The sequence below is a fragment of the Lysobacterales bacterium genome, from assembly GCA_019634735.1.
Classification (GTDB): domain Bacteria; phylum Pseudomonadota; class Gammaproteobacteria; order Xanthomonadales; family UBA2363; genus Pseudofulvimonas.
Map to the genome: position 1 here is coordinate 72,969 of JAHCAT010000001.1, position 26,842 is coordinate 99,810.

The window sequence follows — 26,842 nt, forward strand, 5'->3', positions numbered from 1 at the left end:
GAGAGGGAACGCGGGATGGCGTTGCGTGCCGGTGCACGGGCGACGTGTCCGGTCTCCCTGCCTGCTTGCGTTATGATCCTTCACGGAGTCCATGGTCAGGGGGCTGGACATGGTGCGGCAAGCGGGAGCGGGAGCCATGGCCAAGGATGAGGCGCCGGTGTTCAGTGCGCCGGTGCGGCAATCGCTGTTGCCCAGGCAGCTGTCAGAGGGCGAGTTCGCGCTGCTGGCGGCCGCCGGCGACCGGCGCGAGCTGCGCCGTGGCGAATCTATCTTCCGGCGCGGCGAGCAGGGCCGGGCCATGTACGTCATCGACACCGGGCAGGTGCAGCTCGAGTTCGGCGATGGCCAACCGGACAAGATCCTCGGGCCGCACGAGTTCTTCGGCGAACTGGCGCTGTTCATCGGCAACCATTCGCGGGTGGCCAGCGCGATCGCGCACTCGCCCTGCGTGCTGCACATCATCGAGCATGCGGCCTTCGACAATCTGCTGGAAACCCAGCCCAGGCTGCTCGCGCAGTTCATGCGCCGCTCGTTCTCCTACCTGGTCGCCAGCGAACAACAGTTGATCGCCAACCTGAAGCGTCGCAACGAGGACCTGATGGTGACGCTGGACTCGCTGCGGCGCACCGAGTCGGAACTCAGCACGGCCCAACGGCTGGTGCGTACCGACGAGCTCACCGGCCTGTGCAACCGCCGCGGGCTCTACCTGTTTCTGGAGCGCTTCGAGGAGCACCGCATGCCCGACCGGCAGCTGGCGCTGCTGCTGATCGACCTCGACAGGTTCAAGCAGATCAACGACCGCTGCGGCCACCTGGTCGGCGACCAGGTGTTGCGTGCGGTGGCGATGGAGGCGCAGGACGCATCCCTGCCCTGCGACCTGCCGTGCCGCCTGGGCGGCGACGAGTTCGCAATGATCACCCAGATCGCCAACCTTGACGAACTGCATGCGCGCGCGCGCCAGATCGTCGCCGGCGTGCGTTCGCTGCGCCTGCCCGGTTGCCCGGAGCTGACCGTCAGCATCGGCGGCACCACCTGTCCGCCCGGCAGCGACTGGGCCAGCTGGTACAGCCACGCCGACCTGGCCCTCTACGAGGTCAAGAGCGCCGGCGGCGACGACTGGCGCGTCCTGGCTCCTTGAAACCCGGCCGCGGCTGCACCGGCCGCGCCTGTTCGGCGGAACGTTTCCCGTGCCGCCAGCCGGCACTCTCCCCCGCGTTCGTCCCCTGTCTTGCGGGCGCCCGGCGAGGCTCGGTTCAGTGCACCCAGCGGCCACCGCGCTTGCGCGGCTGGCGCACCGGTTGCGGGGCGACCAGGCTGTGCTCGACCGGGTGCTCGCGCCAGTAGTGCTGCAGGTCCATCACGCAGCTCGGGATCATCTGCAGGCAGGCCTCGCGCTCGGCGTCCGAAAGCGGCGGCCAGTGCGGGTCGCTGAATTCCTCGAACAGGCCCTCGGCGAAGGCCAGCGCCATGATCGGCGCCATCAGGTCGGTCAGCCGCGGATCGAAGCGCAGGCGCGGCTCCCACAGCCGTGCACGCAGGTCGATGCCCAGCGCGAAGCCGGCGCACCAGCCGCGGGCATCGACCTCGACCTCCGCCTCCTCGCCTTCCTCGCCGTACTCGGACAGGATGGGCTCGTACATGAGCTGTTCCAGGCCACGCTCGACGGCGTGGTACAGGCGCAGGCACAGGCGGGTCAGGTGGTCGGCCTCCAGGTGGCTGCCGAACGGCTCCTCGGGATTGAGCACCAGCGGCAGCCATTCCTCGGCGGGCACCTTGTCCGGCCCGACCAGGATCGCGGTGACCAGACCGTGCATGCCGTCCAGCAGCGGTCCGTCCTCGCCATTGCGCGCGTACAGCGCGTCGTGCAGCTCGTCCAGTTCGTCCTGGTCGAGCGATTCGGCCAGCTCGGGCAGCAGGCGCCGGCTCACGAGGCGAGGTCGACCCAGACCGGCGCATGGTCGGATGGCCGTTCCCAGGTGCGCGGTTCACGGTCGATGCCAGCCGCCGTGAGGCGGCCGCGCAGGGCGTCCGACAACAGCACCAGGTCGATGCGCAGTCCGAGGTCGCGGCGAAACGCCGCCTGCCGGTAGTCCCACCAGGAATAGTGGCCGCTCTCGTCGTTGCCCACCCGGAAACTGTCGACCAGTCCGAGCTCGAGCACGCCGCGCAATGCCTCGCGTTCCGGCGTCGAGCACAGGATCTGCTCGTGCCAGGCCTGCGGGTCGTGGACGTCGCGGTCGTCGGGGGCGATGTTGAAGTCGCCCAGTACCACCAGGTCGGGGTGGCGCGCCAGCTCCTCCGCCAGCGCCTCGCGCACCGCCGCCAGCCAGCGAAGCTTGTATTCGTACTTCTCGCTGCCCACCGCCTGGCCGTTGACCACGTAGAGGTTCACCACGCGCACGCCACCGACGGTGCCGGCCAGATAGCGGCGCTGCGGATCGTCCAGCCCGGGGACCCCGGCCACGACGTCGGTGATCGGCGCGCGCGCCAGCAGGGCGACGCCGTTGTAGGTGCGCTGCCCGGAGAACACCGCCTGGTAGCCGAGCTCGGCGATCGCTGCGGCCGGGAAGGCCGGGTCGTCGAGCTTGGTCTCCTGCAGGGCGAGCAGGTCGGGCTGCGCCTGCGCGCACCATTGCCCCAGGTGCGGCAGCCGGACTTTGAGCGAGTTAACGTTCCAGCTCGCGATCTTCATGACGGCAGTGTAGCGGCGGCGGCCGGCACCGGCCCGCTGGCACGGGGTGGCGCGCCGGACCGCCCGCCTGGCGATGGCCGGGGCGCCATCACCGCCGCGATGCGCGATAGTGGCCGGCCCAGCCGGATGCCGACCCGATGAAGCCTGTCGACCTGCGCAGCGACACCGTCACCCGCCCGACCGCTGCCATGCGCGCCGCCATGGCCGCGGCCGAGGTCGGCGACGATGTCTACGGCGAGGACCCGACGGTCATCGCGCTGGAACAGCGGGTCGCCGCCGACCTCGGCTTCCAGGCCGGCCTGTTCCTGCCCAGCGGCACCCAGGCCAACCTGGTCGCCCTGCTGTGCCACTGCGCGCGCGGCGACGAGTACATCGTCGGCATGGACGCCCACACCTATCGCTACGAGGGTGGCGGCGCCGCCGTGCTCGGCTCGATCCAGCCGCAGCCGCTGCCGCAGGCCGCCGACGGCACCCTGCCGCTGGCCGCGGTCGAGGCGGCGATCAAGCCGGACGACCCGCATTTCGCGCGCACCCGGCTGCTGGCGCTGGAGAACACCTGGCACGGTCGGCCGCTGCCGCTGGACTACCTGTCGGGCGCCCGCGCCCTGTGCGACCGCCATGGCCTGGGCCTGCACCTGGACGGCGCCCGCCTGTACAACGCCGCGGTCGCCTGCGGCGTGCCGGTGCGGATGGTGGCGGCGCCGTTCGACAGCGTCAGCGTCTGCCTGTCCAAGGGCCTGGGCGCGCCGGTCGGCTCGGTGCTGGTGGGCACCCGGGACCTCGTCCACGCCGGCCGGCGCTGGCGCAAGATGCTCGGCGGCGGCTGGCGCCAGGCCGGCCTGCTGGCCGCCGCGGCGCTGCATGCCCTGGACCACCATGTCGGCCGGCTGGCCGACGACCATGCCCGCGCCGCGCGCCTTGCCAACGGCCTGCGCGGCCTGCCCGGGCTCGAGGTCGACGGCGCCCACACCAACATGGTGTTCGTGCGCATCGACCCGGCGTGGCGGCCGGCGCTGGCGGCCGCCGCGCAGGCCGCGGGCATCGTGCTGCCGGGCGGCGACGGCCCGGTGCTGCGCCTGGTCGTGCATCTCGACGTGGATGACGAGGGCATCGCGCGGACCGTGGCGCTGTTCGCGGGCTTCGCCCCCGCCACCGCTACAATCGCGCCATGAGCATCCGCAGCTTCAAGGGCATCTCGCCCACCCTGGGCGAACGCGTCTGGGTCGACCCGGCGGCGCTGGTGATCGGCGACGTGGTGATCGGCGACGACGCCTCGCTGTGGCCGACCACCGTGGTGCGCGGCGACGTCCACCACATCCGCATCGGCGCGCGCAGCAACCTGCAGGACGGCACCATCGTCCACGTCACCCACGACGGTCCCTACACGCCCGGCGGCTTCCCGACCCTGATCGGCGCCGACGTCACCATCGGCCATGGCGCCATCGTGCACGCCTGCACCATCGAGGACGCCTGCCTGATCGGCATGGGCGCCACCGTGCTGGATGGCGCGGTGGTGCGCCGGCACGGCTTCCTGGGCGCCGGCGCCCTGCTCTCGCCCGGCAAGGTGCTCGGCGAGGGCGAGCTGTGGCTGGGCAGCCCGGCCCGCTTCGCGCGCCGGCTCAGCGACGTCGAGATCGAGTCGCTGTACTACTCCTCGAAGAACTACGTGAAGCTCAAGGACGAGTACCTGGCGGAACCGCCAGCCGGTTGACCGCGCTTGGCAGCTTGTCGAGAAACGACCGTCCCGGTCGTTCTTCCAATCGCCCGTCCGGCACAGGTCCGGACGCGCTCCCCTCGAATCGACGGCTTAGACAGTTGCTTCGCCGGTCGGCCATCCATCGCCGCAGCCAAGCAGACTGTTCTTCAACAGCCTGTCAGGCGCCCAGCGCCTCGTAGAGCAGCGCCTTGGCCTTGGCCCAGTCGCGTTGCACCGTGCGGTCGGTGACGCCCAGTGCCACGGCGGTTTCCGCCTCGCTGTAGCCGGCGAACCAGCGGCATTCGATGACGCGCGCCAGCCGCGGGTGCTGGGTCTCCAGTGTCTCCAGGGCGTCCGAGAGCGCGATCAGGCGCTCGTCGTCCACGGCACCCTCCACGCCCGCCAGCAGCACCACATCCAGCGGCAGCGGTGCGACGCCCTGGCCGCGCTTGGCGGCCATCCGCTGCCGCGCCCGGCCCACCAGCACCTGGCGCATCGCCAGCGCTGCTGTCGCCAGGAAGTGGCCCTGGCTGCGGAAGCGCGTCTGCCCGGCCAGCTTCAGATAGGCCTCGTGCACCAGGGCGGTGGTCTGCATGGTCTCGGGGCGATGCCGCACGCGGGCGCGTTCGCCATGCGCGAGGCGCTGCAGGTCGGCATAGAACAGCTCGACCAGCAGGCCGACATCGCGTTCATCGATGGCGGGCGACGGCTCGCTCATGCCACCGATTGTGGCAGTTCCCCCCGCGACCCCGGAACCGGTGGGCGTCGTGCCATGCCTGGCAGGGCTGAGCGCCCCTGCCGCCGGGTCTGTCGATCATCGCCGGCGGGCCGGCACGGGCTGCCGGCCCGTTGTCCCCGGTTATCCTGTGGGCCGGCTTCGCGGACATGATGCGACCTGGATGGCACGGCTCGAGCTCGACCCTGCCGATGAGCGCCTGCTGGACCGGGCACTGGCCATGGCGCCGGCACGCCGCGCCGAGTTCCTGCAGCGGGCCTGCCGCGGAGATGTGGCCAGACGCCAGCGCCTGACGACCCTGCTGGTGCATGCCGAGCGGCACGATGGCTTCCTGGACGCTGCCCCGCCATCGGCTGGGCCGGTCGACGGCGTCGCCGCGCGGATGGCGGCCGGTCAGCGGCTGGGTCCCTGGCAGCTGAAACGGCCGCTGGGTGCCGGCGGCATGGGCGAGGTCTGGCTGGCGGAGCGTGTCGAGGGCGGCTTCGACCAGCAGGTGGCGATCAAGGTCCTGGCCGCGGGAGTGGCCGACGATGGCCGGTTCCACCGCGAGCGCGCGATCCTGGCCGGTCTGGAACATCCCGGCATCGCGCGCCTGTGCGATGGCGGCGTGGCGCCGGAGGGCGTGGCCTACATGGCCATGGAATACGTCGACGGCGAGGACCTGCTCGCCTGGTGCCGGCGTACCCGTGCCGATCTGCGCGCCCGGCTGAACCTGTTCCTGCAGGTCTGCGAGGCGGTCGCCTACGCGCACGCGCAACTGGTCGTGCACCGCGATCTCAAGCCCGCCAACATCCTGGTCGCCAGCGACGGCCGCATCAAGCTGCTGGACTTCGGCATCGCCCACCTGCTGGAGGACCCGGTGCTCGGCGACGCCAGCGGCACGTTGCACCTTTCGGCGGCCTACGCGGCGCCGGAGCAGCTCACCGGCGGCCGGATCAGTGTCGCAACCGACGTCCATGCGCTGGGCGTGGTGCTCCACGAGCTGCTGACCGGCACCTTGCCCTGGCCAGTGGCCGGCCTGCCGCTGGGCGCGGCGGTGCAGCGTCTGCTGGAATCGACGCCGCCCTTGCCGAGCCAGGCCAGCCGGCCGGGCTATGGCGTCCCCCCGCGCCTGTTGCGCGGCGACCTCGACGCCATCGTCGGCAAGGCGTTGCGGCCCGAGCCCGCGCAGCGCTATGCCGATGCCCGAGCTCTGGCGGCCGACCTGCGTCGTTGTCTGGCGCACCGTCCCGTACATGCGCGCCAGGGCGCCGGCCTGTACGTGCTGCGCCGCTTCCTGCGCCGCAACCGCTGGCCGGTGGCGGCCAGTGGCATGGTGCTGGCGGCACTTCTCGCGGGAACTGCGGCGGTGGCCTGGCAGGCGAGCCTCGCGCGCGACCAGGCGGCGCGGGCCACGGCGACCAAGGATTTCCTGGTGCGGGTGTTCCGGGCCAGCGACCCGCACGTCGCCTCGGACACCCCGGGCGGCCAGATCACCGCCCGGGAACTGCTCGATCGCGGCGCCGCCCGGATCAGCAGCGACTTCGCCGGGCAACCGGCGCTGGAAACCGAGCTGCTGGGCCTGACCGCCAGCCTGTTCCGTGCCCTGGGCGAGCACGATCGCTACCGGGCGTTCCAGCACCGGCACATGGCGCTGGCACGGGCACGGCTCGGCGAGCGCCATCCCACGGTCATCGAGGGTCGTCTGCTGGAGGCCGACGACGCCGTCCTGATGCTCGACTATGCCGGCGCCGAGCGCATCCTGCGGGAGGTCGACCCGCTGATCCGGCAGGCCGGCCTGGACCGGAGCGTGGTGCGCGCGCGCTGGTGGATGCGACTCGGCAGCGCCCTGGAGCCCGATCCGGCCCGCATCGAGGAACGCATCGCGGCGCTGGCACGCGCGGTCGAGCTGTTCGAGCGCACCGAGCCGGGCGATCGCGAGCTGGGCGTCGCCTTGGCCAACCTGGGTGCCGCCCATTGGGAGCGTGGCAGGCCGGGCGACGATCGCCGCGCGGGCGAGAACCTGGCGCGCGCGGCGGCGGTCCTCGAGCAGGCGATCGACCGTTTTGACGGCGAGCTGCTGGTGATCTATGCCAACCTCGGTCACGCCCAGGCCGCGCTCGGCGACCATGAGGCCGCCGATGCCGCCAGCCGCCGCGCCATCGACCTGGCGCTGCGCACCCATGGCGAAGACAGCCCCAAGTACTGGCATGCGCTGGCGACCCGCGCCGGCAACCTGCACGGCCGCGGCGACCGCGAGCAGGCCCTTGACCTGGTCGCGCGCATCCTGGCCCTGCTGCCGGCGGAACCTTCGCTGCAGGACGAGGACAACGTCGCCCTGGTGCGGACCATGATCGGCGGATTGCTGGTCCAGGACGGCCAGCCCGGGGCCGCCGTCGAACACCTTGAACGGGCACTGCTCGGCCATCAGCGGGCGCACCGGGGACATCGCCTTGGCTACCTGTACCGGATGCTTGGCGAGGCCTACGAGGCGACCGGCCGGGATACGGAGGCTGCCGAGGCCTTCGCGCTCTCCCTGGCTGAGGTGGTCGCCTGGGAAGGGGCCGATTCGGTGGGCACCCTGATGGCTCGGGAGCGCGCCGCGCGGCTGCTGCCCCGGCGCGGCGGGCTGGATGAGGCCGAGCGCGAGTTCGAGGCGATCCTCGGTGCCCCGGTGCCCGGTGCCGGGCTGGCACATGCCCTGGCCCTCGCGGGCCAGGCGCGGGTGGCGCTGGCGCGGGGCGATGCCCGCCGGGCGCTGGCCCTGAGCGGCCAGGTGCTGGCGCGCATGGACGCCCTGCCGCCCCCTTCCGATCCGCGCACCCTGCCGATGCTGTGGCTGCTCCACGCCGAGGCCCTGGCCGCGACCGGCGCCGGGGAACAGGCGCGCGAACATGCCGACCGGGCGTTGGCGGCCTGCCGGCGATTCCAGCATCCGCTCAGTCCGGAGCGGGCCGCAGCCGAGGATCTCCTGGCGCGCCTGGCCCACGCGGACTGAGCCCGCGCCGCGCCCTCGCGAGGGCAACCGGAGTGTGGCCGCGCCTGCCCGGGCAAAGACCGGGATGTCGGGATCCGGGTGCGCCCGGCGTGTTCCAGGTGCGGGCAGGCGCGCAGTCAGGCGGCCTGCCCCGGCTGACCCCGCGACCCAGGAGGTCCCCATGTCCCGATTCCCCCTGGCCATGCGCAGCGCGCTGTGGCTGACCGTGCTCGTCTGCTGCCTGGCCCTGCCCGGGCGCGCGCCGGGGACGACCGACGACCCGGCGGCGCGCGCCGCGCTGGTCGCCGCGCTCGAACGCCTGGCCGCGGCCAGCAGCTACCGGGCCACCATCGAGGACGATGCGGACGTGCCGACCCGCATCGAACTGGAGTTCGTCGCGCCGGACCGCCTGCGCGCCCGCACCGCCGAGGGCGTGCAGACCCTGATCGGCAGCGACATGTACCTTGAGCTCGATGGCCAGATGCACCGGCAGGCCCTGACGCCGGGTGCGCTGGACGCGCTGCGCGGCCAGTGGAGCCATGCCGTGCGCATGCTGCAGTTGCCGGGACTGCGGGTTGTCACGGAAGCCCCGGAGGCGGGCGACCCCCCCGGCGCCCGTCGCGTGCGGGCCCGCTGGGCTGGTGGCGAGGGTTTCGCGCGGGTGCTGATGGTCGAGGGCCACCCCGTGCAGGTCGATCTGCATCCAGACGACGATCGCCAGGCGGGCGTGACCCGGATGCGTTACTTCGCGATCAACGATCCGGCCTTGCGCATCGAGGCGCCCGCGGAAGGACCTCGTTGAGCCCGGCCGACGCCGCGCGGTCGGGCCGCGCCGGTGCGGCCCGCCCCGGGGGTTGCTTCCGGCACTGTTCATGATCCGGACCGTGGGCGTAGCATCCCGGCGATCCGGGCCGAGCCCGGGGGCGACGCCAAGGGGGCGCCGCCGCGGTCGACCTGGGAGGGGCGACGATGACCTGGTGGCGCCAATGGCGCGATTCCACGACGGTGCAGGCCCGCATCGCCGACTGGCAGGCCAGCGGGGCGCTGGCGCCTGCCGCCGCGCATCGCGCCGGCGAACTGGCCGGGCGGCAGCCTTCGACCGTCCTGTGGCGCGGCTTCCTCCAGCACCTGAGCCTGTGGCTTGCGGTCGCCCTGCTGGCGGCCGGCCTGGTCTGCCTGGTGGCGGCCAACTGGGAGCAGCTCGGCCGCAGCGCCCGCCTGTACGGCGGTCAGGCGATCCTGGTACTGGCCGTGATCGCGGCGTGGCGCCTGGGCCTGGCGCGTGCCGGCGGCCAGGCCGCCCTGATGCTGGCGGCGGTTGCGCTGGGCGGCCTGCTCGCCTTGCTCGGGCAGACCTACCAGACCGGTGCCGACACCTGGCAGCTGTTTGCGCTGTGGGCTGCGCTGCTGGTGCCGTGGCTGTTCGCCGCGCGCAGCACCGCCATGACCCTGCTGTGGCTGGTGGTCGCCCAGCTCGCGCTGGTGCTGTGGCTGGGCGAGCACGGGGACGGTACCCGGCTGATCTGGCTGCTGGTGGGCCTGCTCAATGCCGGACTGCACCTGGCTTGGCACGGGCCCGGCCAGCGCCTGCCGGGGCTGGCCGGGACCCTGGGTCCGCGGCTGCTGGCGTTGGCCGCGCTGGCCGTTCTGGTACCGGCGGCGCTGTCGGACGTGTTCGCCTGGCGCGGCCTGCACGGCACCGGCCTGCTCGCCTGTGCGCTGGGCGCTTGCGCGATCGCCTGGACCGCCTGGCGGTCGCCGCGCGATGTGCTGCTGCTCAGCGCCGTGGCGCTGGCGGTGATCGTCGTCGACACCGCGGTGCTGGGCCGGCTGCTGTTCGAGCTGCGCCTGGAAGCGATGGCCTTCCTGTTGCTGACCGGTGCCGTGATCGGCCAGGTCGCCTGGGTCACCCGCTGGCTGAGGGAGCTGGCGCGCGACGGGTCGGTGCCGGTGCCGGTCCCCGCGGAAGGAGCGGCAGGCGATGGCTGATGCCACCGTGATCTGGCAGCGCTTGGCGGTCGAGGGTCTGGTCGACGGCGAGCCGCCGGCGCCCCCGGAACCGGCGACGCCCTGGCCGGTCCGCCTGCTGGCAGGCGCCGGCGCCTGGCTGGCGACGCCGCTGCTGCTGGGCTTCCTGGCCTTGCTGCTGGGCGACCTGGCCTTGCGTGAGTCATCCGGTCTGGTGCTGGGCCCGATCCTGATGCTGGCACCGCTGGCCTGGCTGCGCGACCCGGCGCGCGGCGAATTCACCCGGCAGGCGGCGGGCGTTGTCAGCCTGGCCGGGCTGGCCCTGTTCGTCGTCGGCCTGGCCTTCGGGGCCCGCCTGGCACCCAACGGTGTGGCCCTGGCCGTGCTGGTGGCCGCCGTGCTGGTGTTCGCCGTGTCGCTCGAGCCGGTGCACCGCTTCGGGGTCGCCCTGGCCGGCCTGGTCGCGGCCTGCTGGCTTATCGCGGGGGGGCTGGGAATGCACCGGCTGGTCCTGCTGCAGCCGATCCTGGCCTGGGCCACCGTCCTGGTCTGGCTGGCCTGGACGCGTCACTGGACCGGCCAGCCGTTCTGGCGCCACAGCCTGCCGCCCCTGGCCTGGGCGCTGGCGCTGGCGGCATCGGTGCTGGTCGTGTGGTCGCCGCCGTGGCAACCCGCCGCCGACGGCCTGCCCTGGTCGGTCTGGCTGGCCAGCCGCTACGCCGCCGCCGCGGTCCTGCCGGGCACCGCGCTGCTGCTGGCCTGGCCGCAGCGCCGTGAGGTCCCCGCCTGGCGACTGCTGACCTGGGTGCTGGCCGCCGTCGTCCTGGCCTGGCTGTGGCTGCCGGCGCCCGGCGTGACCTTCACCCTGGCGATGATGCTGGTCGCCTTCGCGACCGGCCAGGTCGTCCTGCTGGCGCTGGCTATCCTGGCGCTGGCCGTCTACCTGGTCGCCTACTACTTCCAGCTGGCGGTGCCCTTGCTCGACAAGGCGCATGCCCTGCTGCTCGCCGGCGGCGTGCTGCTGGCCGCGCACCTGCTGCTGCGACCCTGGGCGCCGCGCAGCGAGGCGTCGCCATGAAAGTGCGCGACATTCTTCTGATCGCCGGCCTGTTGCTGGCACTGGCCGTCGTGAACATGGCGATCGGCGCGCGCGAGCGGCTGCTGCGCGAGGGAACGCCGGTGCTGCTGGCCCTGGCCCCGGTCGATCCGCGCGCCCTGCTGCAGGGCGACTACATGGCGCTGGACTGGGCGATCGCCCGCGATGTCGAAGCCAACTTCGGCGAGCAGCGGCCGCGTCATGGCGATGGCTATGCCGTGCTCGCCCTGTCGGCCGATGGCACGACGTCGTTCCTGCGCAACCAGGCGCAGGCGGGTCCGGTGGCCGAGGGCGAGGTGGCGCTGCGCTGGCGTCTGCGCGGCGGTCGCGTGCGCATCGTCACCAACGCCTGGTTCTTCCCCGAGGGCCAGGCCGAGCGCTACCAGTCGGCGCGCCATGGCGAACTGCGCGTCGGCGCCGACGGTGAGGCGCTGCTGGTGGCGATGCGCGGCGGCGATCTCGCGGCGCCCTAGCCTGGAAATTTCATGAGGACGGGTGGCGAGGCCATCGAGATCGCGCCATCGCGCGAAGATCGGCGGCCGCAGTGGCAGTTTCTGAGATATCCAGGCTGGCCGGCTGTCGAAAGGCCGCCTGCGCGCTGCGGCCCCGGCAGGTCGCCGGAAGCCCATGGCGGCACGCGCCGGGCGGGCGCTCTGGAGTTCTACGCCGACGCGCTGTTCTCAACACACTGCCCGGGGGGTCCTTCGCTCGATGTCCGGACCGGCCGGCCCGAGGTGGACCGCAAACGGATGGGCGACCCTGTCTGCTCACAAGGCCCGGGGTGCAGCAGCGGTGGCCTGTTCCAGCCGACCCAGCCAGGCCAGGGCGTGGTCGCGATCCGCGCCGCACATCGCCGGCTCCGGGCGCAGGCTTCTGCAGACCGCAGGCCGCTCCGGGCGGTCGAACAGGGCGCAACGCAGGTCGACGGTGAGCTGCACGCAGGCGACGCCTGCCGGCTTGCCGTCCGGCATGCCGGGGATCGGCGAGCTGATCGACGGGGCGATGCAGCAGGCGGCGCAGTGGGGCCGGCAGTCCACGGTCAGCCGGGCCGGCGCGACACGCAGGTCGAGGCGCAGCCGCGAACCCGGCAGCGGGCCGGCAACGCGGTCATGGCAGATCGACGCGCAGCGACGCCAACACGGCGTCCGCGTCCGGCTCGACGCCGTGCCAGTGCGCGAACGCGACCGCCGCCTGGTCGACCAGCATGCCCAGTCCGTCGTGCACGTCGGTGGCGCCGGCGGCGCGCGCCCAGGCCAGGAAACCCACGGCCGCTGTCCCGTAGTTGAGGTCGTAGGCCATCGCCCTGGGCGCCAGCAGGCCCATCGGCAGCGCGATGTCCTCGCCGCGGTGGCCGGCCGAGGTGCCGTTGACCACCAGGTCGAACTCGCCGGCTTCGTCCAGGTCCTGCCAGTAGGCGCTGTGCACCCGCGCCGGCTCGCCGATGCGCAGCGCCAGGGCCTCGGCGCGTTCGGGATGGCGATTGGCGATCACCAGGTCGCCGGCGCCGGCATCGAGCAGGGCGGGGACGATGCCGGCGATGGCACCGCCGGCACCCAGCAGCAGCACGCGCCGGCCGCGCACGTCGTGGCGCAGGCGCAGGCAGACATCGGCGATGAAGCCGGCGCCGTCGGTGTTGTCGCCGGCCCAGCCGCCGCCCGGTATCAGGGTCAGGGTGTTGGCCACGCCCGAGCGCTGCGCGGCGGGCTCCAGCCGCTCGCACAGCGCCGCCGCCAGCGCCTTGAGCGGCGCGGTGACGTTGGCGCCGGCACCGCCTTCGGCGGCGAACGCCGCCAGGCGCTCGGCGAAGGTTCCTGTGCTGGCCGGCAGCAGTTCGTAGCGCAGGGCGATGCGGCGCTGCGCCGCGAACGCCGCGTGGATGCGCGGCGACAGCGAGCGCTCGATCGGCTCCCCGAACAGGGCGTAGCGCCGGGGTGGCGGTGGCGCGCCGCCATCGTCGGCGAGGACCGGCGGTATCCGTTCGCTGCTCATGGCGAGCCGCCCTCCTCGCGCAACCAGCGCGCCGCGTCGATCGCGAAGTAGCTCATCACCGCATCGGCGCCGGCGCGCCGGATCGATACCAGCGCCTCCAGCGCGCAGGCGCGCTCGTCCAGCCAGCCGTTGCCGGCCGCGGCCTTGAGCATCGCGTACTCGCCGCTGACCTGGTAGACCACGGTCGGCACCTGGAAACGCGCCTTCACCCGCTGCACGATGTCCAGATAGGGCAGGCCGGGCTTGACCATCACCAGATCGGCGCCCTCGGCCAGGTCGAGCGCGACCTCGTGCAACGCCTCGTCGCTGTTGCCAGGGTCCATCTGGTAGCTGCGCTTGTCGCCCTTGCCGAGCGCGGTCGCGGAGCCGACCGCGTCGCGGAACGGGCCGTAGAACGCCGAGGCGTACTTGGCCGAATAGGCCAGGATGGCGGTGTCGACGTGCCCCTGGGCCTCGAGGGCCCGGCGCAGCGCGCCGATCCGCCCGTCCATCATGTCGCTGGGCGCGACCACGTCGGCACCCGCGGCGGCGTGGGAGAGCGCCTGGCGGACCAGGGCCTGCACGGTGTCGTCGTTGAGGACATGGCCGTTGTCGTCGACCAGGCCGTCCTGGCCGTGGCTGGTGTAGGGATCCAGGGCGACGTCGGTGATCACGCCGAGCTGCGGGAAGCGTGCCTTCAGCGCGCGCACCGAGCGCTGCACCAGGCCGTCGTCCTGCCAGGCGGCGGCGGCGTCCAGGCTCTTGGCCTCCGGTGCCGTGACCGGAAACAGGGCCAGTGCCGGGATGCCCAGGACGCTGGCCTGCTCGGCGGTGCGCAGCAGGGCTTCGGCGTCGAGGCGCTCGACACCGGGCATCGACGGCACCGGTGCGGTGCCGCGTGGCTCGTGCACGAATACCGGCAGGATCAGGTCGTCCACCGACAGGCGGGTCTGCCGCACCAGGCGGCGCGAGAATTCGTGGCGACGCGTCCGCCGCAGTCGGGTCAGGGGATACTCCATGGCCGGATTATCGCTCCGCCGGGTGGCGGTCGGCGCAGGTGGCGCTGCGGATACTCCGCTGAGAAGCGGCCGCCCTGGATGGGTTCCAGCCCGCCGGTACCGTCCTTGCCCCAGTCGCCCTCTGAGAATCAACGGCTTGCGCAGACGGCTTGACCGACGCCCGGCCATGGCCGCAGCCGGCGGGTTGCTCTTAAGCCTGCCTGCCGGGACTGCCCGCGTGCTCCGGCCCGCCGCGTTCCGTGACACGACGGGACCCGCAGTGCAGGCCAGGGCGCCGCGGAGCAGCCTGTTGAAAAACGACCTTCCTGGCCGTTTTTCAAGTCGCCCCTCCGGCGCAGGTCCGGACGGGCTCCCGTCGAATCAACTGCTTACGCACTTGCTTCGCCGAGCGGCCATCCATGGCCGCCGCCAGCAGGCTGTTTTTCAACCGCCTGCTGGCGCGGCCGGAAGGGATGCCGCCGGGCGAGACGGTGTCAACCCGTGCCACGGGATTTTCTTAAGATTCTGTAAAACAAGTCACAGAAAGTTCAGCTGGCCACGCTAAACTGCTGACCTGTCTCGCTTGTTGCACCGCATAAGGCCCGCCATGACCACCGCCCTCGCCCTGGCCCTGCTCACGACCCTCCTGGTCGTGGTGCTGCCCTGGCTGGCCCTGGTCCGGGTCCAGGATGGCCAGGTCGCGGTGCTGCGTCGTTCCGGGGGCAGCCGCAAGGTCCTGCTGCCCGGTCTGCACCTGGTGATTCCCGGGTTGGACCGCATCGAGCGCCGCATCGACAGCGTCGGCCACAGCCTGGTGCTGCGTGAGCACCGCGTGCCACAGGCCGGCGACGGCCTGCAGGTCGACGGTCGCGTCTATTACCAGATTCTTGACGCCCGCAAGGCTGCGCCCGAGCTCGAGCACCTGGAGCAGACCGTTGCCCGCACCCTGGACGACCTGCTGCCGGAGTTCGTCTGCGCCCACCGTGACGATCCCGCCGACTCCTTCAACATCGCGCTCAAGCAGTCGATGAACGAGCGTCTCCGGGGCCGCGGCATCCTGGTCGCGCGGACCCAGATCCAGGCGGCGTGAGGCCGCCCGACCGGGCCGCTACGGGCCCGGTTGGATACGCTCCGCCCGCATCCTGCGGGCCGTGCACGAAGCCCGCCAAACCGCCCGATGCGCGGACCCGCCGGCCTGCGTCGGCAGCCTGGTCCGGCGCCGTTGCCCGCGTCCTGGTTCGTGTCGCCCTGCCGTTCTGCGTGCCGGCCGGCCAAGGGTGCGGTCCCGGCTAACATGACCGCAATGACGCACGCCTTCCCCGACCTGTCGGCGGAGCTCGACCAGGGCCTGGCCGCGCTCGGTCTCGACCTGCCCGCGCCAGCGCGCCGGCAGCTGCTGGACTACCTGGCCCTGCTGGCGCACTGGAACCGCCGCATCAACCTGACCGCGGTGAGGGAGCCTCGCGAGATGCTGATTCGGCACCTGCTGGACAGCCTCGCCGTGCTGCCCTGGCTGCATGGCAGGCGCATCGCCGATCTGGGCGCAGGTCCAGGACTGCCCGGCATCCCGTTGGCGATCGCCCGCCCCGACCTGGACGTCACCCTGGTCGACAGCAACGGCAAGATGGCGCGTTTCCAGCGCGAGGCGGTCCGCCAGCTTGGACTGCAGGGGCGCTGCCATCCGGTGCAGGACCGCGTCGAGGCGTTCGCGCCGGCGCCGGACCGGCGCTTCGACACGGTGCTGTCGCGCGCCTATGCGCCGCTCGACCGTTTCATCGCGAGCAGCCGCCACCTGGTTGCCCCGGAGGGCCGTTGGCTGGCCCTGAAGGGCCAGCGTCCCGACGCCGAAATCGCGGCGCTGCCTGCCGATATCCGTGTCGAGGCCGTCCAGGCCCTGGCCGTGCCGGGCTTGGCAGGGCAGCGCCATGCCATCATCATGGCCGGCCCCGCCCCGGGCTGAGCCTCGACAGGCCCATGAGCCGCATCATCGCCATCGCCAATCAAAAGGGCGGGGTCGCCAAGACCACCACCTGCGTCAATCTCGCCGCCGCCCTGGCCGAGATGGGTCGGCGCGTGCTGGTGGTCGACATGGATCCCCAGGGCCACGCGACCATGGCCGCCGGCATCGACAAGGACGCCGAGGCGCCGAACGGTTGCGCGGTGTTGCTGGAGGAGTGCCCGGCGCGCGCCGCGATCGTGCCGGGCAGCGGCGGCATCGACGTGCTGCCCGGCAACGGCGACCTGACCGCCGCCGAGGTCAAGCTGATGGACGGCCTGGCCCGCGAGCATCGCCTGGGCAACGCCCTGAAGGCGGTCGCCGGCGACTACGACTACATCCTCATCGACTGCCCGCCTTCGCTCAGCCTGCTGACCATCAACGCGCTGACCGCGGCGGACAGCGTGCTGATCCCCATGCAGTGCGAGTTCTTCGCGCTGGACGGCCTGTCCAAGCTGATGAAGACGATCGAGGCGATCCGCGCCCACACCAATCCGCGGCTGACCATCGAGGGCCTGCTGCGGACCATGTACGACGGCCGCAACAACCTCGGCCAGGACGTCTCCGCGCAGCTCGCCGATCATTTCGGCGACCGCCTGTTCCGCACCATCATTCCCCGCAACGTGCGTCTGGCCGAGGCGCCCAGCCACGGCCAGCCGATCACCCTGTACGACCGCGATTCGCGCGGCGCAATTGCCTATCTGGGCCTGGCCGGCGAGATGCTCAAGCGCGAACGCGCCGCCCAGGCCGGTGCCGGGCAGCGAGGCGCCCATGGCTGATTTCCGGAGGAACGGCTGATGGCCGCCGCCAAGAAGCGCGGCCTCGGCCGCGGGCTGGACGCCCTGCTGGGCAGCAACGCCGTGCGTCCGGGCGCCAGCGAGCCGGTGTCCGCCGCCGACGAGGGCGAGCTGCGCGAACTGGCCATCGATGCCCTGCGTCCGGGTCGCTACCAGCCCCGCCAGGTGATCGCGCCCGAGGCGCTTGAGGAACTCGCGCAGTCGATCCGCGCCCAGGGCCTGATCCAGCCGATCATCGCCCGTCCGCTCGATGGCGGCTTCGAGATCATCGCCGGCGAGCGCCGCTGGCGGGCCGCGCGCCAGGCCGGCCTCGACAAGGTGCCGTGCCTGGTCCGCGACGTCGACGACCGCGCCACGGTGGCGATGGCCCTGATCGAGAACATCCAGCGCGAGGACCTGAACCCGCTGGAAGAGGCCAATGCGCTGCGCCGGCTGATCGACGAATTCGAGCTGACCCACCAGGAAGTCGCCGAGGCGGTCGGCCGCTCGCGCGCGTCGGTCAGCAACCTGCTGCGCCTGCTCGAGCTGCCCTCGGCGATCAGGACCCTGGTCGAGGCAGGCCGCCTGGACATGGGCCATGCCCGGGCGCTGCTGACCTTGCCCGAGGCCCAGGCGGTGAGGCTGGCCGAGCAGGCCGCCGAGGAGGAATGGAGTGTCCGGCAGCTCGAGCAGGCGGCGCGCCAGGCGCCACCTGCGGGCGGCTCCGGCAACCGGCCCGCACCGGCCAGCCCGGATCCGGACATCACCCGTCTGGAGCAGGAGCTGGCCGAACTGCTGTGCGCGCCGGTCAGCATCCGTCACGGCCGCGCCGGCAAGGGCCAGCTGGTGATCCGCTACCACAGCCTCGACGAGCTCGAGGGCGTGCTGGAACGCCTGCGCCGCGACTGAGCGCCTGCGTCGCGAAAGTCCGACTGCTGCGTCCGTTGCGGGGGCGGAGAAGAGGGCCGCCCCAGCCCGTGCGCGCTTCTGGACCGGCGGCGATGCAGATCATGGCAAGAGTCAGCCCTCTCCCCCGCCCCTCCTGCAGGCCGGGAGGGGAGAAGTGCGGTGTCGTCGCTCTGGCGAAAAGCCGCCTGGCAGCGGGCGGAGACACGAGGCCAATCAGGTCTCCCAGAGGGTGAAAGACGCGGAGCGCACTCCGCTCACTGGCCGCGACGCCCCCGGTCCATACTCCCTGTTCGCATCTTCGATCCGCATCTGGTCCCCGGTCCCCGGCGCTGCCCTGAGTCCCATGCCGAACTGGTTTCGGCGCACGGGCGCAGACAAGACTCCCGACGGCACGCGTGTCTGCCCCAGTCGCCCACCGCGTCGATCAGTTCGCTACCAGCCCGGATAGTCCATGAGGGCGCAGTGGCGGCCCCAGGGCCGTCCGGTCGACCCGACCGGGCCTCGCTGCGCCGCGGCGTGACCGCCCACCGTTCCGTCGTATGCTCACGGCCATGGACCCCAACGCCGAACCGCGCAGCATCGACCGCTATTTCGCCCATTACGGGGCGGACCACCGCAACGCCACCAACCAGCTGATCCACTGGATCTGCGTGCCGGCCATCCTCTGGAGCGTGATCGCCCTGCTCTGGACCGTGCCGGTCCCGGCCCTGCTGGGCCGGCCGGGCCTGTGGTCGGCGCTGGCCATGTTCCTGGCCTTCGTCTGGTACTACCGGCAGTCGCGGCGGCTCGGCCTGGCGATGGCCCTGGTGTTCGTCCTGATGGCCTTCGGCACCGAACTGCTGTTCCGCATCCTGGGTCCCCGGGACCTAGCCTGGCTGGCGGTCGCGGTGTTCGTGGTGGCCTGGATCGGCCAGTTCATCGGCCATCGCATCGAGGGCCGCAAGCCGTCCTTCTTCACCGACCTTTTCTACCTCCTGGTCGGTCCGGCCTGGCTGATGGGCAAGGCGATGCGCCGCCTGCGCGTGCCGTACTGACCCCGCACCGGCCGTTTCGGCGTTTACTTCCCCGATGGCAGCGCCCTGGATGATGGCGCCCACCATCACGGTCGTGTGAAACTTGCCGTCACGGCGGTCTTCCGCGACCGCCCGGTTCCACCGGCGCCGCCGGTGGCCAAGCAGCTTCTTACCGAGAGTCAGGCCATGCCCACCCGCAAAGCACTTGCCCTTGCCCTGCTCGCTGCACTTGCAGCCGGCGCCGCTTCCGCGCAGACCGCGCTCCGTGCCGGTCAGACGGTGAACGGCACGTTGTCGGCCGACAGCCCGCGCGCCGACGACGGCACGCCCTATGTCCTCTACACGTTCCGCGGCCGCGCCGGCGATCGCATCCGGGTCGATATGCAGTCCAGCGATTTCGACGCCTATCTGGCCGTTGGCACCGTCGCCGCGCCTGGCTGCCCGGGCGATTGCCGCACCGACGACGACGGCGGCGAAGGGCTCAACAGCCGGCTGACCTACACCCTGCCGGCCAGTGGCCAGGTGCAGATCCGCGCCAATTCGGTCGGTTCCGACGCCACCGGCGCGTTCACCGTCCAGGTCACCGAGCTGCCGCCGCAGGCCCGGCCCACGGTGCGCCCGGTGCGCATGAACCAGGCCGCCACCGGCAACTTCGACGACAACACCGCAACCGACGACAACGACCGTCCCTATGCCCTCTACAGCTTCGAGGGCCGTGCCGACCAGGCGGTGGTGATCCGCCTCGACTCCACGGATTTCGACCCGCTGGTCGAGTTCGGCCGCATGCAGGGCGACAGCTTCATCTCCGAAGCCTCCGACGACGATGGCGGCTCCGGTCTCAATGCGCGCCTGTCGACGCGCGTGGGCTCCAGCGGCAACGCCACCATCAAGGTGACCACGCCCAGCACCAGCGCGCGCGGTGCCTACACCCTGCTGGTCGGCGATCCGCCGCGACCGCAGCCGATCACGGTTTCCGACCTGAACGTGGGCGAGTCGGTGCGCGGCCGACTCGACGATTCCGATCCCTTCGATGCCGACGAGATCCGCTTCGACGTCTACCGGATCAAGGGCAACCCGGGCCAGCGCGTGGTCGTGCGGATGGAGTCCCAGGACCTCGATCCGCTGCTGAAGTGGGGCACCTTCGACGGCGACCGTTTCAGCGAGGAGGCGCGTGACGACGATAGCGGCGGCGGCAACAGCGCCCTGCTGACGATCACCCTGGATTCCGACGGCGATGGCCGTCTGGTCGCCACCTCCTATGGCGGCGGTGAGGGCGGCTACACCCTGTCGGTGGTCACCGCCCCGCGCGGCGGCAACTGACCGGCTCCCTGGCGCGCCCGGGTCGCCGACCCGGGCCGCCAGGACCCCGCACAAGCATCGCCAACCCGGCGCCGGCACGCCACCGCCCGGCGCACAGGTTCGACGTGCCGGCTGCGGCCGGCACCGGCGGCCGGTACCCGTCCGGGCGCCCCGGACGTATCCCCAGCCCGCCCTGACGCCATGCCGCCGTCCCATCTGCTGCTGGTCCTGCTGGTGTGCCTGGCCTGGGCCGGCAATTTCCTGGCATCGGCGACTGCCCTGCTGTCCCTGCCACCGCTGCTCTACACGGCGCTGCGCCTGGCCATCGTGCTGGCGGTGCTGGCGCCCTTCCTGAGGCCCCCGGCAGCCGGACACTGGCCGCGCCTGCTGGCCGTTGCACTGCTCAATGGCGGGCTGCATTTCGCCCTGAACTTCTGGGCGCTGCGCGCCGCCGGGGACCTCAGCACCGTGGCCATCGCCATGCAGAGCTACGTGCCGATGAGCGTGCTGCTGTCGGTCTGGCTGCTCGGCGAACGGATCGGCTGGCGTTCCGGGCTGGCGGTGGCGGTGGCTTTCGCCGGCGTCCTGGTGCTGGGCCTGGATCCCCAGGTGGCGACGCAGCCCGGGGCGCTGGGCCTGGCCCTTCTGGCGGCCCTGGCGCTGGCGCTGGGTTCGGTGCTGATGCGCGGACTGGAGGGTGTGGGCGCCTTCTCCCTGCAGGCCTGGGCAGCCGCGGTCGGGTTGCCGCCCCTGCTGGTGTTGTCATGGCTGCTGGAAGGTGCGCCGCTGCCCCTGCTCGCCGCCGCACCGCTGCTGGCCTGGGCCGGTGCCGCCTACTCGGCGCTGGCGGCCTCGGTGCTGGGCCACGGCCTCTACTTCTGGCTGGTGCGCAGACATGGCGTCTCGGCGATCACGCCCTATCTGCTGCTGGCGCCAGTGCTGGCGGTGCTGCTGGGCGTGCTGTTCTGGGGCGACCGCCCCGGCCCGCGGTTGCTGACCGGCGGTGCGCTGGTGCTTGCCGGCGTGCTGGCGATCGCCCTGCGCGCCCTGGCCGGACGGCGGCCTCCGCCACAACCTACCGCACCCGCCGCAGGGCTGGCCCCGCTGCCGTTCGATCCGCCTGCCGCGCCCTCTTCGACCCCATCACGCGAACCCGGCCGCACGTGAACCCGCTGCCATCGGCTGCGGTCGCTGCCGAACAACCCGGGTGACGGCGCCCTGTGCAAACGCCGCGCTGCCCGGGGAGCGGCAGGCGCCACCGCATCGACGCAGCGCGGTCGTCCAGGACCGCGCGCAGGGTTCATGCCCGCCGGCGTGAACGGCGGCCCAATCGCGCCCGCCACGCCACGATTCCTCCATGTTCGCTGCCAGCTTGGCGGTCAAGGTGGCCAGCACGGGACGCATGGTGCTGCCCGGCCCGTCCAAGGAGACGTCGATGAACAAGCTGATGCTCGCCACCACCACCGCCCTGGCCCTGGGCCTGTCCGCCTTCGCCCATGCGCAGCCGGCGGCCGAGGACCGTGGCGCCCGCCCGGATCGCGCCGAGCGCGCCGAGCAGCACATGGCCCGGCACCTGGACCGCATGGCCACCGAACTCAACCTCACCCAGGCGCAGAAGCTCGAGCTGGAGGCGGTGATGCGCGCCCAGCACGCCGAGCGCATGGCGCTGCGCGAGCGGCACCGCGAGGAGTCGCGCGCCCTGCACGCCCAGGGCAAGGCCCAGGTCGACGCCATCCTGAGCGCCGAGCAGAAGGCGCAAATGGAGACCCTGCGCGCCGAGCGCCGTGAGGCCTGGCAGGCCCGCCGCGGCGAGGGCCATCGCGGCCACGGCAAGCGCCACGGCCGGCAGCGCGGGGACGAGTGACGGCGCCGGCCGCCGGCGGTCGAGGGAGCGAGCCCCCTCGGCCGCTGCGGCCGCAGTCAGCGCACCGCCCCTCGACCGCCTGCCCACGGCCAGCCCGGGATGGCGGAGACAGGGGCCTCGGGCCGGCCTGCCACCCAGTCCGGCCCGCGGCCCGGACGCTGACGGTCGCTGGCAGCCCTTCGGCGTGACTGGAAGGGCTGCCCGGCGATCGCCGCGGCGAGGCAGGCGGCGGGAACGAGGTCAGCGCAGCGCCCCTGCCCGCGCCAGCCCCCGCGCCAGGGTCTCGTAGACCACGCGGATGCGGCGCGCCGAGCGCAGTTCCCGGTGCGCGACCAGCCAGATCGGAAGCCGCACCGGCGGCACCTCGTCGAGTACGCGCACCAGGTCGGGCAGGCGACGGGCAACGTCGTCCATCACGGCGCCGATGCCGAGTCCCTGGCGGACCAGGGCGAGATACCCGGCCGAATGCGGGCAGAAACAGCTGAAGCTCGCCTGCGTCAACGGCAGGCCGTGCTGCTGCAGGTGGGCCAGGAAGCGCCCTGACCGGTCGTAGCCGACGAAGGGCAGGCCGGCGGCTGCCGCGACGGTGCGGGGATGGCCGCATCGTCGAAGCCAGCCCTCGCTGGCGTAGAAGCTGGCGGTCGTCTCGCGCAGCAGGCGGGCGACCAGCGCAGGTTGCTCGGGCCGGACGTGGCGGATGGCGATGTCGGCCTCGCGCCGCTGGAGATCGCTGAGCTGGTCGGAGGACACCAGCTCGACGGCGATGTCCGGTTCGCGATCGCGAAGACGCTCCAGCAGGGGTGGCAGCAGCCAGTTCGCCACGGCATCGCTGGCGGAAACCGTGACCACACCACTCACGGCCTGGCAGCGCCCTGCGGCGCTGAGTCCGAGCGCATCGGCGGCGGCGCCCATGGCGCGGGCGTGCTCCAGCAGATCGCCACCGCTGTCGGTGAGCACCAGGGTCCGGCCCACCCGCTCGAACAGGGCGACGCCGAGCTGCCGCTCCAGCATGGCGACCCTGCGGCTCAGGGTGGGTTGCGACAGGGCAAGGCGCGCGGCAGCCGCCGTCAACGACCCGGACTCGGCGGTCTCCAGGAAGGCGCGCAGTAGGTTCCAGTCCACCGATTCATGCGCTCCTGAATGACATGCCTGCATTCTAGGGCGTTCATTGAATGCAACCGCATCGATACGATCCCCACCTGCTCCTGGACCCGAATCATGACCACAACCGACCCGAGCCCCGGCGCTGGCGCGCAGCATCCGGACCTGGAGGCCACTGCCCGGCGGCGCAAGGCCCGCTTCTGGGATCGCATCGCCCGCAAGTACGCCGCCGATCCGATCGCCGACCCGGTCGGCTACGAGAGAACGCTGGAGCGCGTACAGAACCTGCTGTCGCCGCAGCAGCTTGTCCTGGAGATCGGCTGTGGCACCGGCAGCACGGCCTTGCGCCTGGCACAGGGCACCCGGCGCCTGCTCGCCACCGACGTATCCGGCGAGATGATCGCCATCGCCCGCGAGAAGCATGCCCGTTCACCGCTGCCGCAACTGGAGTTCGCGGTGGCCGAGGCGGATGCCGGCACGCTGGGCCACGAGGCCTGGGATGCGGTGCTGGCCTTCAACATGCTGCATCTCGTTGACGATCTGGACCGGACGCTCGAGCTGGCTGTGGCGGCACTCAAGCCGGGCGGCTTGCTGATCTCCAAGACGCCCTGTATCGGCGAGATGAATCCAGTGATCCCCCGCCTTGCGCTGCCGCTGATGCGGATGCTCGGCAAGGCCCCGTCCGTGCTGTGCTTCGACGGGGCGGCGCTGCAGGCGGCGATGACGCGCCACGGTCTGCGCATCGATGCGGCCGAGCGCCACGGCAGTGGCAGGAAGGACACCCGGCTGTTCGTGGTCGCCAGAAAGCCATGAACGGCGGCGATCGCGACGCCGCCTGACGGTCCGCGGTCGCCGACCGGCCGGCAAGCCGGTGGCCCGGGCGATCGGATGACCTGCAGTCGATCCGGGTCGCTCGGCCGGGGCGGCCGCCGGGCGGACCGCGGGGCTCAGGCGGTCAGGCGTTCCAGGGCCTCGCGATAGCGGGCCACGGTGCCGGCGATCACCGCCGCCGGCAGACGCGGTCCCGGCGCGGTCTTGTCCCAGTCCAGCGTCTCCAGGTAGTCGCGCACGAACTGCTTGTCGAAGCTCGGCGGGCTGCGGCCCGGCGACCAGGCGTCGGCCGGCCAGAACCGCGAGGAATCCGGCGTCAGCATCTCGTCGGCCACGTACAGCCTGCCATCGGCGTCCAGGCCGAACTCCAGCTTGGTGTCGGCGATGATCAGGCCGCGCTCGCGCGCGTAGGCGGCGGCGAAGCCGTACACCGCCAGGGTCGCCTGGCGCACGCGTTCGGCCAGCTCGCCGCCGACCAGTTCGACCATGGCATCGAAGCCGATGTTGGCGTCGTGTTCGCCCTGCGGCGCCTTGGTCGATGGCGTGAAGATCGGTTCCGGCAACGGGTCGGCCTGGCGCAGGCCGGGCGGCAGGCGGATGCCGCAGACCTCGCCGGTCGCCTGGTAGTCCTTCCAGCCCGAGCCGATCAGGTAGCCGCGCGCGATCGCCTCCACCGGCAGGATGCGCAGGCGCCGGCCGATCACGCTGCGGCGCAGGTACTGGCCGGCATCCACGCCGGCCGGCAGCACCGCGGCGACGTCGTCGCCGGTCAGGTGGTTCGGCACCAGGTGGGCGGTGCGCGCGAACCAGAAGTTGGAAAGCTGGGTGAGCAGCTCGCCCTTGCCCGGGATCGGATCGGGCAGCACCACGTCGAAGGCGCTCAGGCGGTCGCTGGCGACGATCAGCAGGCGGCCGGCGTCCAGCGCGTAGACATCGCGGACCTTGCCGCGGTGGACGAGGTCGAGGCCGGGCAGGTCGGACCGGTACAGCACGGAAGCCATGGCGGAAGCGGTGACGACGGGAAGGCGCGCAGTGTAGCGCTCCCGACCAGGCCGGTCCGGGTGGCCCGCCGCTGGCGCGATCGAAACGGCCCGCCGTCGGGGATGCGGTCCGACCGGCCGATACCTGCATGCCGGTGTCGAAGTCGAACGGTGCAGGGCGCCGCACGGCGCCGTGCCATGGAAGCATCCGGGCCAGCCCGCGCCACTACAATCGCCGCATGTCCCGCACCCTGCGCCTGCTGCTCCCGATCGCCGCCGCACTGGCCGGGTGCGGCGGCCAGGCCGATGCACCCGCAAGCCTCCCGGGGGCGATGCCTTCGCCACATCGCACGGCGGAGTCGCAACCTGCGGCGGAACCGGCCGCGCCTGCCCGGCTCGGCCAATGCGCCGCCTGCCACGGCCGCGACGGCCGGTCGACCATCGCCAACGTGCCCGACCTCGCCGGTCGCGACGCGGCCGAGCTGCTCGACGCCATGGCCGCCTACCTGGACGGCCGCAGGGACTATCCGCCGATGCGCGCCATGCTGGGGCCGATCCGCGTCGAGGAGCGCGAGGCACTGGCGAACTGGTACGCCAGGCAGCCCGGCCCGCCACCCTCGTGACCCGCCTCGCGGTCGCCTTGGGCGCCGTGCTCGGCCTGCTGCTGGGCCGCCATCCGTTGGCCGCCGCCCTCGGGGCCGGGCTGGGCTGGCTGCTGGCCGCCGTCGTGCTGCCGCGCCTGCTCGGCGCCGGCAGCGCATCGCCGGTGCCGGCGCTGTTCATGGTGCTCGGCCGCATCGCCAAGGTCGACGGCCGCGTCGATGCCAGCGAGATCGCGGTGTGCGAGCGCCTGATGGAGCGCCTGGCCCTGGATGCCCAGGGCCGTGCCGATGCGGTGGCGGCCTTCAATGCTGGCAAACAGGACGAGGCCGTGCTGGACCGGGCCTGGGTCGACCTGCGCCGCGCGCGCGCGCATGCGCCGCTGTTCATCGAGGTCTTCATCGACATGGCGCTGGCCGACGGCGTGCTGGCACCGGAAGAGCGCCGTCTGCTCGGCAAGTGCGCCTGGATGCTGGGCGTGCGCGAGACCACGCTGGAGTTGATGCTGCACCGGCGCCGGGCCGGCGGCCGTGCCGGCCAGACGCCCGCCGATGCCGCTGCCGACGACCCCTACGCGGTGCTGGGCCTGGACCATCGCGCCAGCGATGCCGAGGTGCGGCGCGCCTACCGCAGCCTGGTCAGCCGCCACCACCCCGACCGCATGACCGCGCGTGGCGAGGCCCCGGAGACCGTCCGCCTGGCGCAGGCGCGCACCCAGGAGATCCTGGCCGCCTACGAACGCATCCGCAGCGCCCGCGGCATGCGCTGAGCGGCACCCGGACGTCGCCACGGCGACGCGCCCGACCCGTCCTGCTAGCGTGCCGCAGACGTCCCGCTGGAGCCTGGCCATGCGTACGCTCGCCCGTTGTTTGCTGACCGTCCTTGGCGGGGTGGCCTGCGACCCGACAGCCGCCGGCGACGCGGCCTGGCCCGACTTCATGGCCGGCTGCTGGCAGGCCGACGATGCCCCGCCCGGCAGTGGCGAGCACTGGATGGTGCCGGCAGGCGGCCTGATGCCCGGCATGGCGCGCACGCTGCGCGCGGATGGCCGCAGCAGCCACGAATTCCTGCTCATCCGCCAGGACGCGGAGCACGGCCTGGTGCTCGAGGCGTTGCCGTCCGGACAGCCCGCGGCACGCTTCGCGCTCGAGTCCTTGTCGCCACGGGAGGTCGTATTCGGCAATCCGGCCCACGACTTCCCGCAGCGGATCGGCTACCGCCGCGAGCCGGGGAACCGCCTGCTCGGCTGGATCGAAGGGGGCGGTGACGGGCAGATGCGGCGCATCCGGTTCCCCATGCACGCCGTGCCCTGCCCCCGGTCCGGCACGGCCGATCCGCACCCGCCGTAGGCGATCCGGCCGCG

General features: G+C 72.5%; 28 protein-coding genes. 20 read left to right on the plus strand and 8 right to left on the minus strand.

Features of this window, described 5'->3' with window-relative positions:
• Positions 1 to 136 precede the first annotated feature (136 nt).
• Positions 137 to 1,138: a GGDEF domain-containing protein gene (locus KF823_00275; GenBank protein MBX3724337.1), complete on the plus strand. Its 1,002-nt coding sequence runs from the start codon at positions 137 to 139 to the stop codon at positions 1,136 to 1,138.
• Between the two features lie 115 nt (positions 1,139 to 1,253).
• Here the strand turns inward: KF823_00275 and KF823_00280 are convergent, their stop codons facing one another.
• The gene (locus KF823_00280; GenBank protein ID MBX3724338.1) at positions 1,254 to 1,928 is read right to left on the minus strand and encodes a YecA family protein; all 675 of its coding nucleotides are present in this window, start codon (positions 1,926 to 1,928) and stop codon (positions 1,254 to 1,256) included.
• Positions 1,925 to 2,692, minus strand: coding sequence for an exodeoxyribonuclease III (gene xth, locus KF823_00285; protein ID MBX3724339.1), 768 nt, complete (start codon positions 2,690 to 2,692; stop codon positions 1,925 to 1,927). Before xth ends, KF823_00280 begins: the two co-directional genes overlap by 4 nt.
• Positions 2,693 to 2,829: 137 nt before the next feature.
• Between xth and ltaE the strand changes: the two genes are divergently transcribed.
• Together ltaE and KF823_00295 are read left to right on the plus strand one after the other, a co-directional pair.
• A complete protein-coding gene (ltaE, locus tag KF823_00290; GenBank protein MBX3724340.1) occupies positions 2,830 to 3,864 on the plus strand; it encodes a low-specificity L-threonine aldolase in 1,035 nt (344 codons plus the stop codon).
• Positions 3,861 to 4,403, plus strand: a complete 543-nt coding sequence (locus KF823_00295; GenBank protein ID MBX3724341.1) for a gamma carbonic anhydrase family protein — start codon at positions 3,861 to 3,863, stop codon at positions 4,401 to 4,403. Before ltaE ends, KF823_00295 begins: the two co-directional genes overlap by 4 nt.
• Positions 4,404 to 4,566: 163 nt before the next feature.
• On the opposite strand, the gene KF823_00300 is transcribed toward KF823_00295, so the two are convergent.
• The gene (locus KF823_00300) at positions 4,567 to 5,106 is read right to left on the minus strand and encodes an RNA polymerase subunit sigma (GenBank protein MBX3724342.1); all 540 of its coding nucleotides are present in this window, start codon (positions 5,104 to 5,106) and stop codon (positions 4,567 to 4,569) included.
• Between the two features lie 181 nt (positions 5,107 to 5,287).
• On the opposite strand from KF823_00300, the gene KF823_00305 reads away from it, so the two are divergent.
• The 5 genes from KF823_00305 to KF823_00325 all read left to right on the plus strand — a co-directional run bounded on the left by KF823_00305 (position 5,288) and on the right by KF823_00325 (position 11,617).
• On the plus strand, positions 5,288 to 8,101 hold the full coding sequence (locus KF823_00305) for a protein kinase (protein ID MBX3724343.1): 2,814 nt from the start codon (positions 5,288 to 5,290) through the stop codon (positions 8,099 to 8,101).
• 160 nt (positions 8,102 to 8,261) lie between these two features.
• The gene (locus KF823_00310) at positions 8,262 to 8,882 is read left to right on the plus strand and encodes a hypothetical protein (protein MBX3724344.1); all 621 of its coding nucleotides are present in this window, start codon (positions 8,262 to 8,264) and stop codon (positions 8,880 to 8,882) included.
• A gap of 167 nt (positions 8,883 to 9,049) precedes the next feature.
• The gene (locus KF823_00315; protein MBX3724345.1) at positions 9,050 to 10,069 is read left to right on the plus strand and encodes a DUF2157 domain-containing protein; all 1,020 of its coding nucleotides are present in this window, start codon (positions 9,050 to 9,052) and stop codon (positions 10,067 to 10,069) included.
• Complete coding sequence (locus KF823_00320) at positions 10,062 to 11,126, plus strand: DUF4401 domain-containing protein (GenBank protein MBX3724346.1); 1,065 nt, start codon at positions 10,062 to 10,064, stop codon at positions 11,124 to 11,126. Before KF823_00315 ends, KF823_00320 begins: the two co-directional genes overlap by 8 nt.
• A complete protein-coding gene (locus KF823_00325) occupies positions 11,123 to 11,617 on the plus strand; it encodes a GDYXXLXY domain-containing protein (GenBank protein MBX3724347.1) in 495 nt (164 codons plus the stop codon). Before KF823_00320 ends, KF823_00325 begins: the two co-directional genes overlap by 4 nt.
• 294 nt (positions 11,618 to 11,911) lie before the next feature.
• Here the strand turns inward: KF823_00325 and KF823_00330 are convergent, their stop codons facing one another.
• The 3 genes from KF823_00330 to hemB all read right to left on the minus strand — a co-directional run bounded on the left by KF823_00330 (position 11,912) and on the right by hemB (position 14,131).
• A complete protein-coding gene (locus tag KF823_00330) occupies positions 11,912 to 12,181 on the minus strand; it encodes a YkgJ family cysteine cluster protein (protein ID MBX3724348.1) in 270 nt (89 codons plus the stop codon).
• Between the two features lie 70 nt (positions 12,182 to 12,251).
• Positions 12,252 to 13,133 carry a shikimate dehydrogenase gene (aroE, locus tag KF823_00335; GenBank protein MBX3724349.1) on the minus strand — a complete coding sequence of 294 codons (882 nt, stop codon included), beginning with the start codon at positions 13,131 to 13,133 and terminating at the stop codon, positions 12,252 to 12,254.
• Positions 13,130 to 14,131 carry a porphobilinogen synthase gene (hemB, locus tag KF823_00340; protein MBX3724350.1) on the minus strand — a complete coding sequence of 334 codons (1,002 nt, stop codon included), beginning with the start codon at positions 14,129 to 14,131 and terminating at the stop codon, positions 13,130 to 13,132. Before hemB ends, aroE begins: the two co-directional genes overlap by 4 nt.
• 586 nt (positions 14,132 to 14,717) lie before the next feature.
• On the opposite strand from hemB, the gene KF823_00345 reads away from it, so the two are divergent.
• The 8 genes from KF823_00345 to KF823_00380 all read left to right on the plus strand — a co-directional run bounded on the left by KF823_00345 (position 14,718) and on the right by KF823_00380 (position 21,967).
• A complete protein-coding gene (locus KF823_00345) occupies positions 14,718 to 15,200 on the plus strand; it encodes a hypothetical protein (protein MBX3724351.1) in 483 nt (160 codons plus the stop codon).
• Positions 15,201 to 15,413: 213 nt separating this feature from the next.
• Positions 15,414 to 16,070, plus strand: coding sequence for a 16S rRNA (guanine(527)-N(7))-methyltransferase RsmG (gene rsmG, locus KF823_00350; protein ID MBX3724352.1), 657 nt, complete (start codon positions 15,414 to 15,416; stop codon positions 16,068 to 16,070).
• Between the two features lie 14 nt (positions 16,071 to 16,084).
• Positions 16,085 to 16,885 carry a ParA family protein gene (locus tag KF823_00355; GenBank protein ID MBX3724353.1) on the plus strand — a complete coding sequence of 267 codons (801 nt, stop codon included), beginning with the start codon at positions 16,085 to 16,087 and terminating at the stop codon, positions 16,883 to 16,885.
• Positions 16,886 to 16,903: 18 nt separating this feature from the next.
• Entirely contained in the window at positions 16,904 to 17,791 is an 888-nt protein-coding gene (locus tag KF823_00360; protein MBX3724354.1) for a ParB/RepB/Spo0J family partition protein, read from the plus strand.
• A gap of 551 nt (positions 17,792 to 18,342) precedes the next feature.
• The gene (locus KF823_00365; GenBank protein MBX3724355.1) at positions 18,343 to 18,825 is read left to right on the plus strand and encodes a DUF962 domain-containing protein; all 483 of its coding nucleotides are present in this window, start codon (positions 18,343 to 18,345) and stop codon (positions 18,823 to 18,825) included.
• A gap of 165 nt (positions 18,826 to 18,990) precedes the next feature.
• Positions 18,991 to 20,124 carry a hypothetical protein gene (locus KF823_00370; protein MBX3724356.1) on the plus strand — a complete coding sequence of 378 codons (1,134 nt, stop codon included), beginning with the start codon at positions 18,991 to 18,993 and terminating at the stop codon, positions 20,122 to 20,124.
• 180 nt (positions 20,125 to 20,304) lie between these two features.
• On the plus strand, positions 20,305 to 21,270 hold the full coding sequence (locus tag KF823_00375) for a DMT family transporter (protein ID MBX3724357.1): 966 nt from the start codon (positions 20,305 to 20,307) through the stop codon (positions 21,268 to 21,270).
• A gap of 190 nt (positions 21,271 to 21,460) precedes the next feature.
• The gene (locus KF823_00380; protein ID MBX3724358.1) at positions 21,461 to 21,967 is read left to right on the plus strand and encodes a hypothetical protein; all 507 of its coding nucleotides are present in this window, start codon (positions 21,461 to 21,463) and stop codon (positions 21,965 to 21,967) included.
• Between the two features lie 240 nt (positions 21,968 to 22,207).
• Here the strand turns inward: KF823_00380 and KF823_00385 are convergent, their stop codons facing one another.
• Complete coding sequence (locus KF823_00385; protein ID MBX3724359.1) at positions 22,208 to 23,089, minus strand: LysR family transcriptional regulator; 882 nt, start codon at positions 23,087 to 23,089, stop codon at positions 22,208 to 22,210.
• Positions 23,090 to 23,185: 96 nt separating this feature from the next.
• Here KF823_00385 and KF823_00390 point away from each other — a divergent pair, with 96 nt between their 5' ends.
• Positions 23,186 to 23,881 (plus strand): class I SAM-dependent methyltransferase, encoded by a 696-nt coding sequence (locus KF823_00390; protein ID MBX3724360.1) that lies wholly within the window; start codon positions 23,186 to 23,188, stop codon positions 23,879 to 23,881.
• A 134-nt stretch (positions 23,882 to 24,015) separates the two neighbouring features.
• Here the strand turns inward: KF823_00390 and KF823_00395 are convergent, their stop codons facing one another.
• Positions 24,016 to 24,900, minus strand: coding sequence for a phosphoribosylaminoimidazolesuccinocarboxamide synthase (locus tag KF823_00395; protein ID MBX3724361.1), 885 nt, complete (start codon positions 24,898 to 24,900; stop codon positions 24,016 to 24,018).
• A 311-nt stretch (positions 24,901 to 25,211) separates the two neighbouring features.
• On the opposite strand from KF823_00395, the gene KF823_00400 reads away from it, so the two are divergent.
• From KF823_00400 to KF823_00410, 3 genes are all read left to right on the plus strand, one after another.
• Complete coding sequence (locus KF823_00400; GenBank protein ID MBX3724362.1) at positions 25,212 to 25,502, plus strand: cytochrome C; 291 nt, start codon at positions 25,212 to 25,214, stop codon at positions 25,500 to 25,502.
• Complete coding sequence (locus tag KF823_00405; protein ID MBX3724363.1) at positions 25,499 to 26,248, plus strand: TerB family tellurite resistance protein; 750 nt, start codon at positions 25,499 to 25,501, stop codon at positions 26,246 to 26,248. The genes KF823_00400 and KF823_00405 overlap by 4 nt, the downstream gene beginning before the upstream one ends.
• Positions 26,249 to 26,327: 79 nt before the next feature.
• Entirely contained in the window at positions 26,328 to 26,828 is a 501-nt protein-coding gene (locus tag KF823_00410; GenBank protein ID MBX3724364.1) for a hypothetical protein, read from the plus strand.
• The last annotated feature ends 14 nt before the right edge of the window (positions 26,829 to 26,842 follow it).

Excerpts from the sequence above, each read along its gene's own strand:
- KF823_00275 (MBX3724337.1), top strand. The coding sequence starts at position 137 with ATGGCCAAGGATGAGGCGCCGGTGTTCAGTGCGCCGGTGCGGCAATCG.
- xth (MBX3724339.1), bottom strand. The coding sequence starts at position 2,692 with ATGAAGATCGCGAGCTGGAACGTTAACTCGCTCAAAGTCCGGCTGCCG.
- ltaE (MBX3724340.1), top strand. The coding sequence starts at position 2,830 with ATGAAGCCTGTCGACCTGCGCAGCGACACCGTCACCCGCCCGACCGCT.
- KF823_00295 (MBX3724341.1), top strand. The coding sequence starts at position 3,861 with ATGAGCATCCGCAGCTTCAAGGGCATCTCGCCCACCCTGGGCGAACGC.
- KF823_00300 (MBX3724342.1), bottom strand. The coding sequence starts at position 5,106 with ATGAGCGAGCCGTCGCCCGCCATCGATGAACGCGATGTCGGCCTGCTG.
- KF823_00305 (MBX3724343.1), top strand. The coding sequence starts at position 5,288 with ATGGCACGGCTCGAGCTCGACCCTGCCGATGAGCGCCTGCTGGACCGG.
- KF823_00310 (MBX3724344.1), top strand. The coding sequence starts at position 8,262 with ATGTCCCGATTCCCCCTGGCCATGCGCAGCGCGCTGTGGCTGACCGTG.
- KF823_00315 (MBX3724345.1), top strand. The coding sequence starts at position 9,050 with ATGACCTGGTGGCGCCAATGGCGCGATTCCACGACGGTGCAGGCCCGC.
- KF823_00320 (MBX3724346.1), top strand. The coding sequence starts at position 10,062 with ATGGCTGATGCCACCGTGATCTGGCAGCGCTTGGCGGTCGAGGGTCTG.
- KF823_00325 (MBX3724347.1), top strand. The coding sequence starts at position 11,123 with ATGAAAGTGCGCGACATTCTTCTGATCGCCGGCCTGTTGCTGGCACTG.
- aroE (MBX3724349.1), bottom strand. The coding sequence starts at position 13,133 with ATGAGCAGCGAACGGATACCGCCGGTCCTCGCCGACGATGGCGGCGCG.
- hemB (MBX3724350.1), bottom strand. The coding sequence starts at position 14,131 with ATGGAGTATCCCCTGACCCGACTGCGGCGGACGCGTCGCCACGAATTC.
- KF823_00345 (MBX3724351.1), top strand. The coding sequence starts at position 14,718 with ATGACCACCGCCCTCGCCCTGGCCCTGCTCACGACCCTCCTGGTCGTG.
- rsmG (MBX3724352.1), top strand. The coding sequence starts at position 15,414 with ATGACGCACGCCTTCCCCGACCTGTCGGCGGAGCTCGACCAGGGCCTG.
- KF823_00355 (MBX3724353.1), top strand. The coding sequence starts at position 16,085 with ATGAGCCGCATCATCGCCATCGCCAATCAAAAGGGCGGGGTCGCCAAG.
- KF823_00360 (MBX3724354.1), top strand. The coding sequence starts at position 16,904 with ATGGCCGCCGCCAAGAAGCGCGGCCTCGGCCGCGGGCTGGACGCCCTG.
- KF823_00365 (MBX3724355.1), top strand. The coding sequence starts at position 18,343 with ATGGACCCCAACGCCGAACCGCGCAGCATCGACCGCTATTTCGCCCAT.
- KF823_00370 (MBX3724356.1), top strand. The coding sequence starts at position 18,991 with ATGCCCACCCGCAAAGCACTTGCCCTTGCCCTGCTCGCTGCACTTGCA.
- KF823_00375 (MBX3724357.1), top strand. The coding sequence starts at position 20,305 with ATGCCGCCGTCCCATCTGCTGCTGGTCCTGCTGGTGTGCCTGGCCTGG.
- KF823_00380 (MBX3724358.1), top strand. The coding sequence starts at position 21,461 with ATGTTCGCTGCCAGCTTGGCGGTCAAGGTGGCCAGCACGGGACGCATG.
- KF823_00390 (MBX3724360.1), top strand. The coding sequence starts at position 23,186 with ATGACCACAACCGACCCGAGCCCCGGCGCTGGCGCGCAGCATCCGGAC.
- KF823_00395 (MBX3724361.1), bottom strand. The coding sequence starts at position 24,900 with ATGGCTTCCGTGCTGTACCGGTCCGACCTGCCCGGCCTCGACCTCGTC.
- KF823_00400 (MBX3724362.1), top strand. The coding sequence starts at position 25,212 with ATGCCTTCGCCACATCGCACGGCGGAGTCGCAACCTGCGGCGGAACCG.
- KF823_00410 (MBX3724364.1), top strand. The coding sequence starts at position 26,328 with ATGCGTACGCTCGCCCGTTGTTTGCTGACCGTCCTTGGCGGGGTGGCC.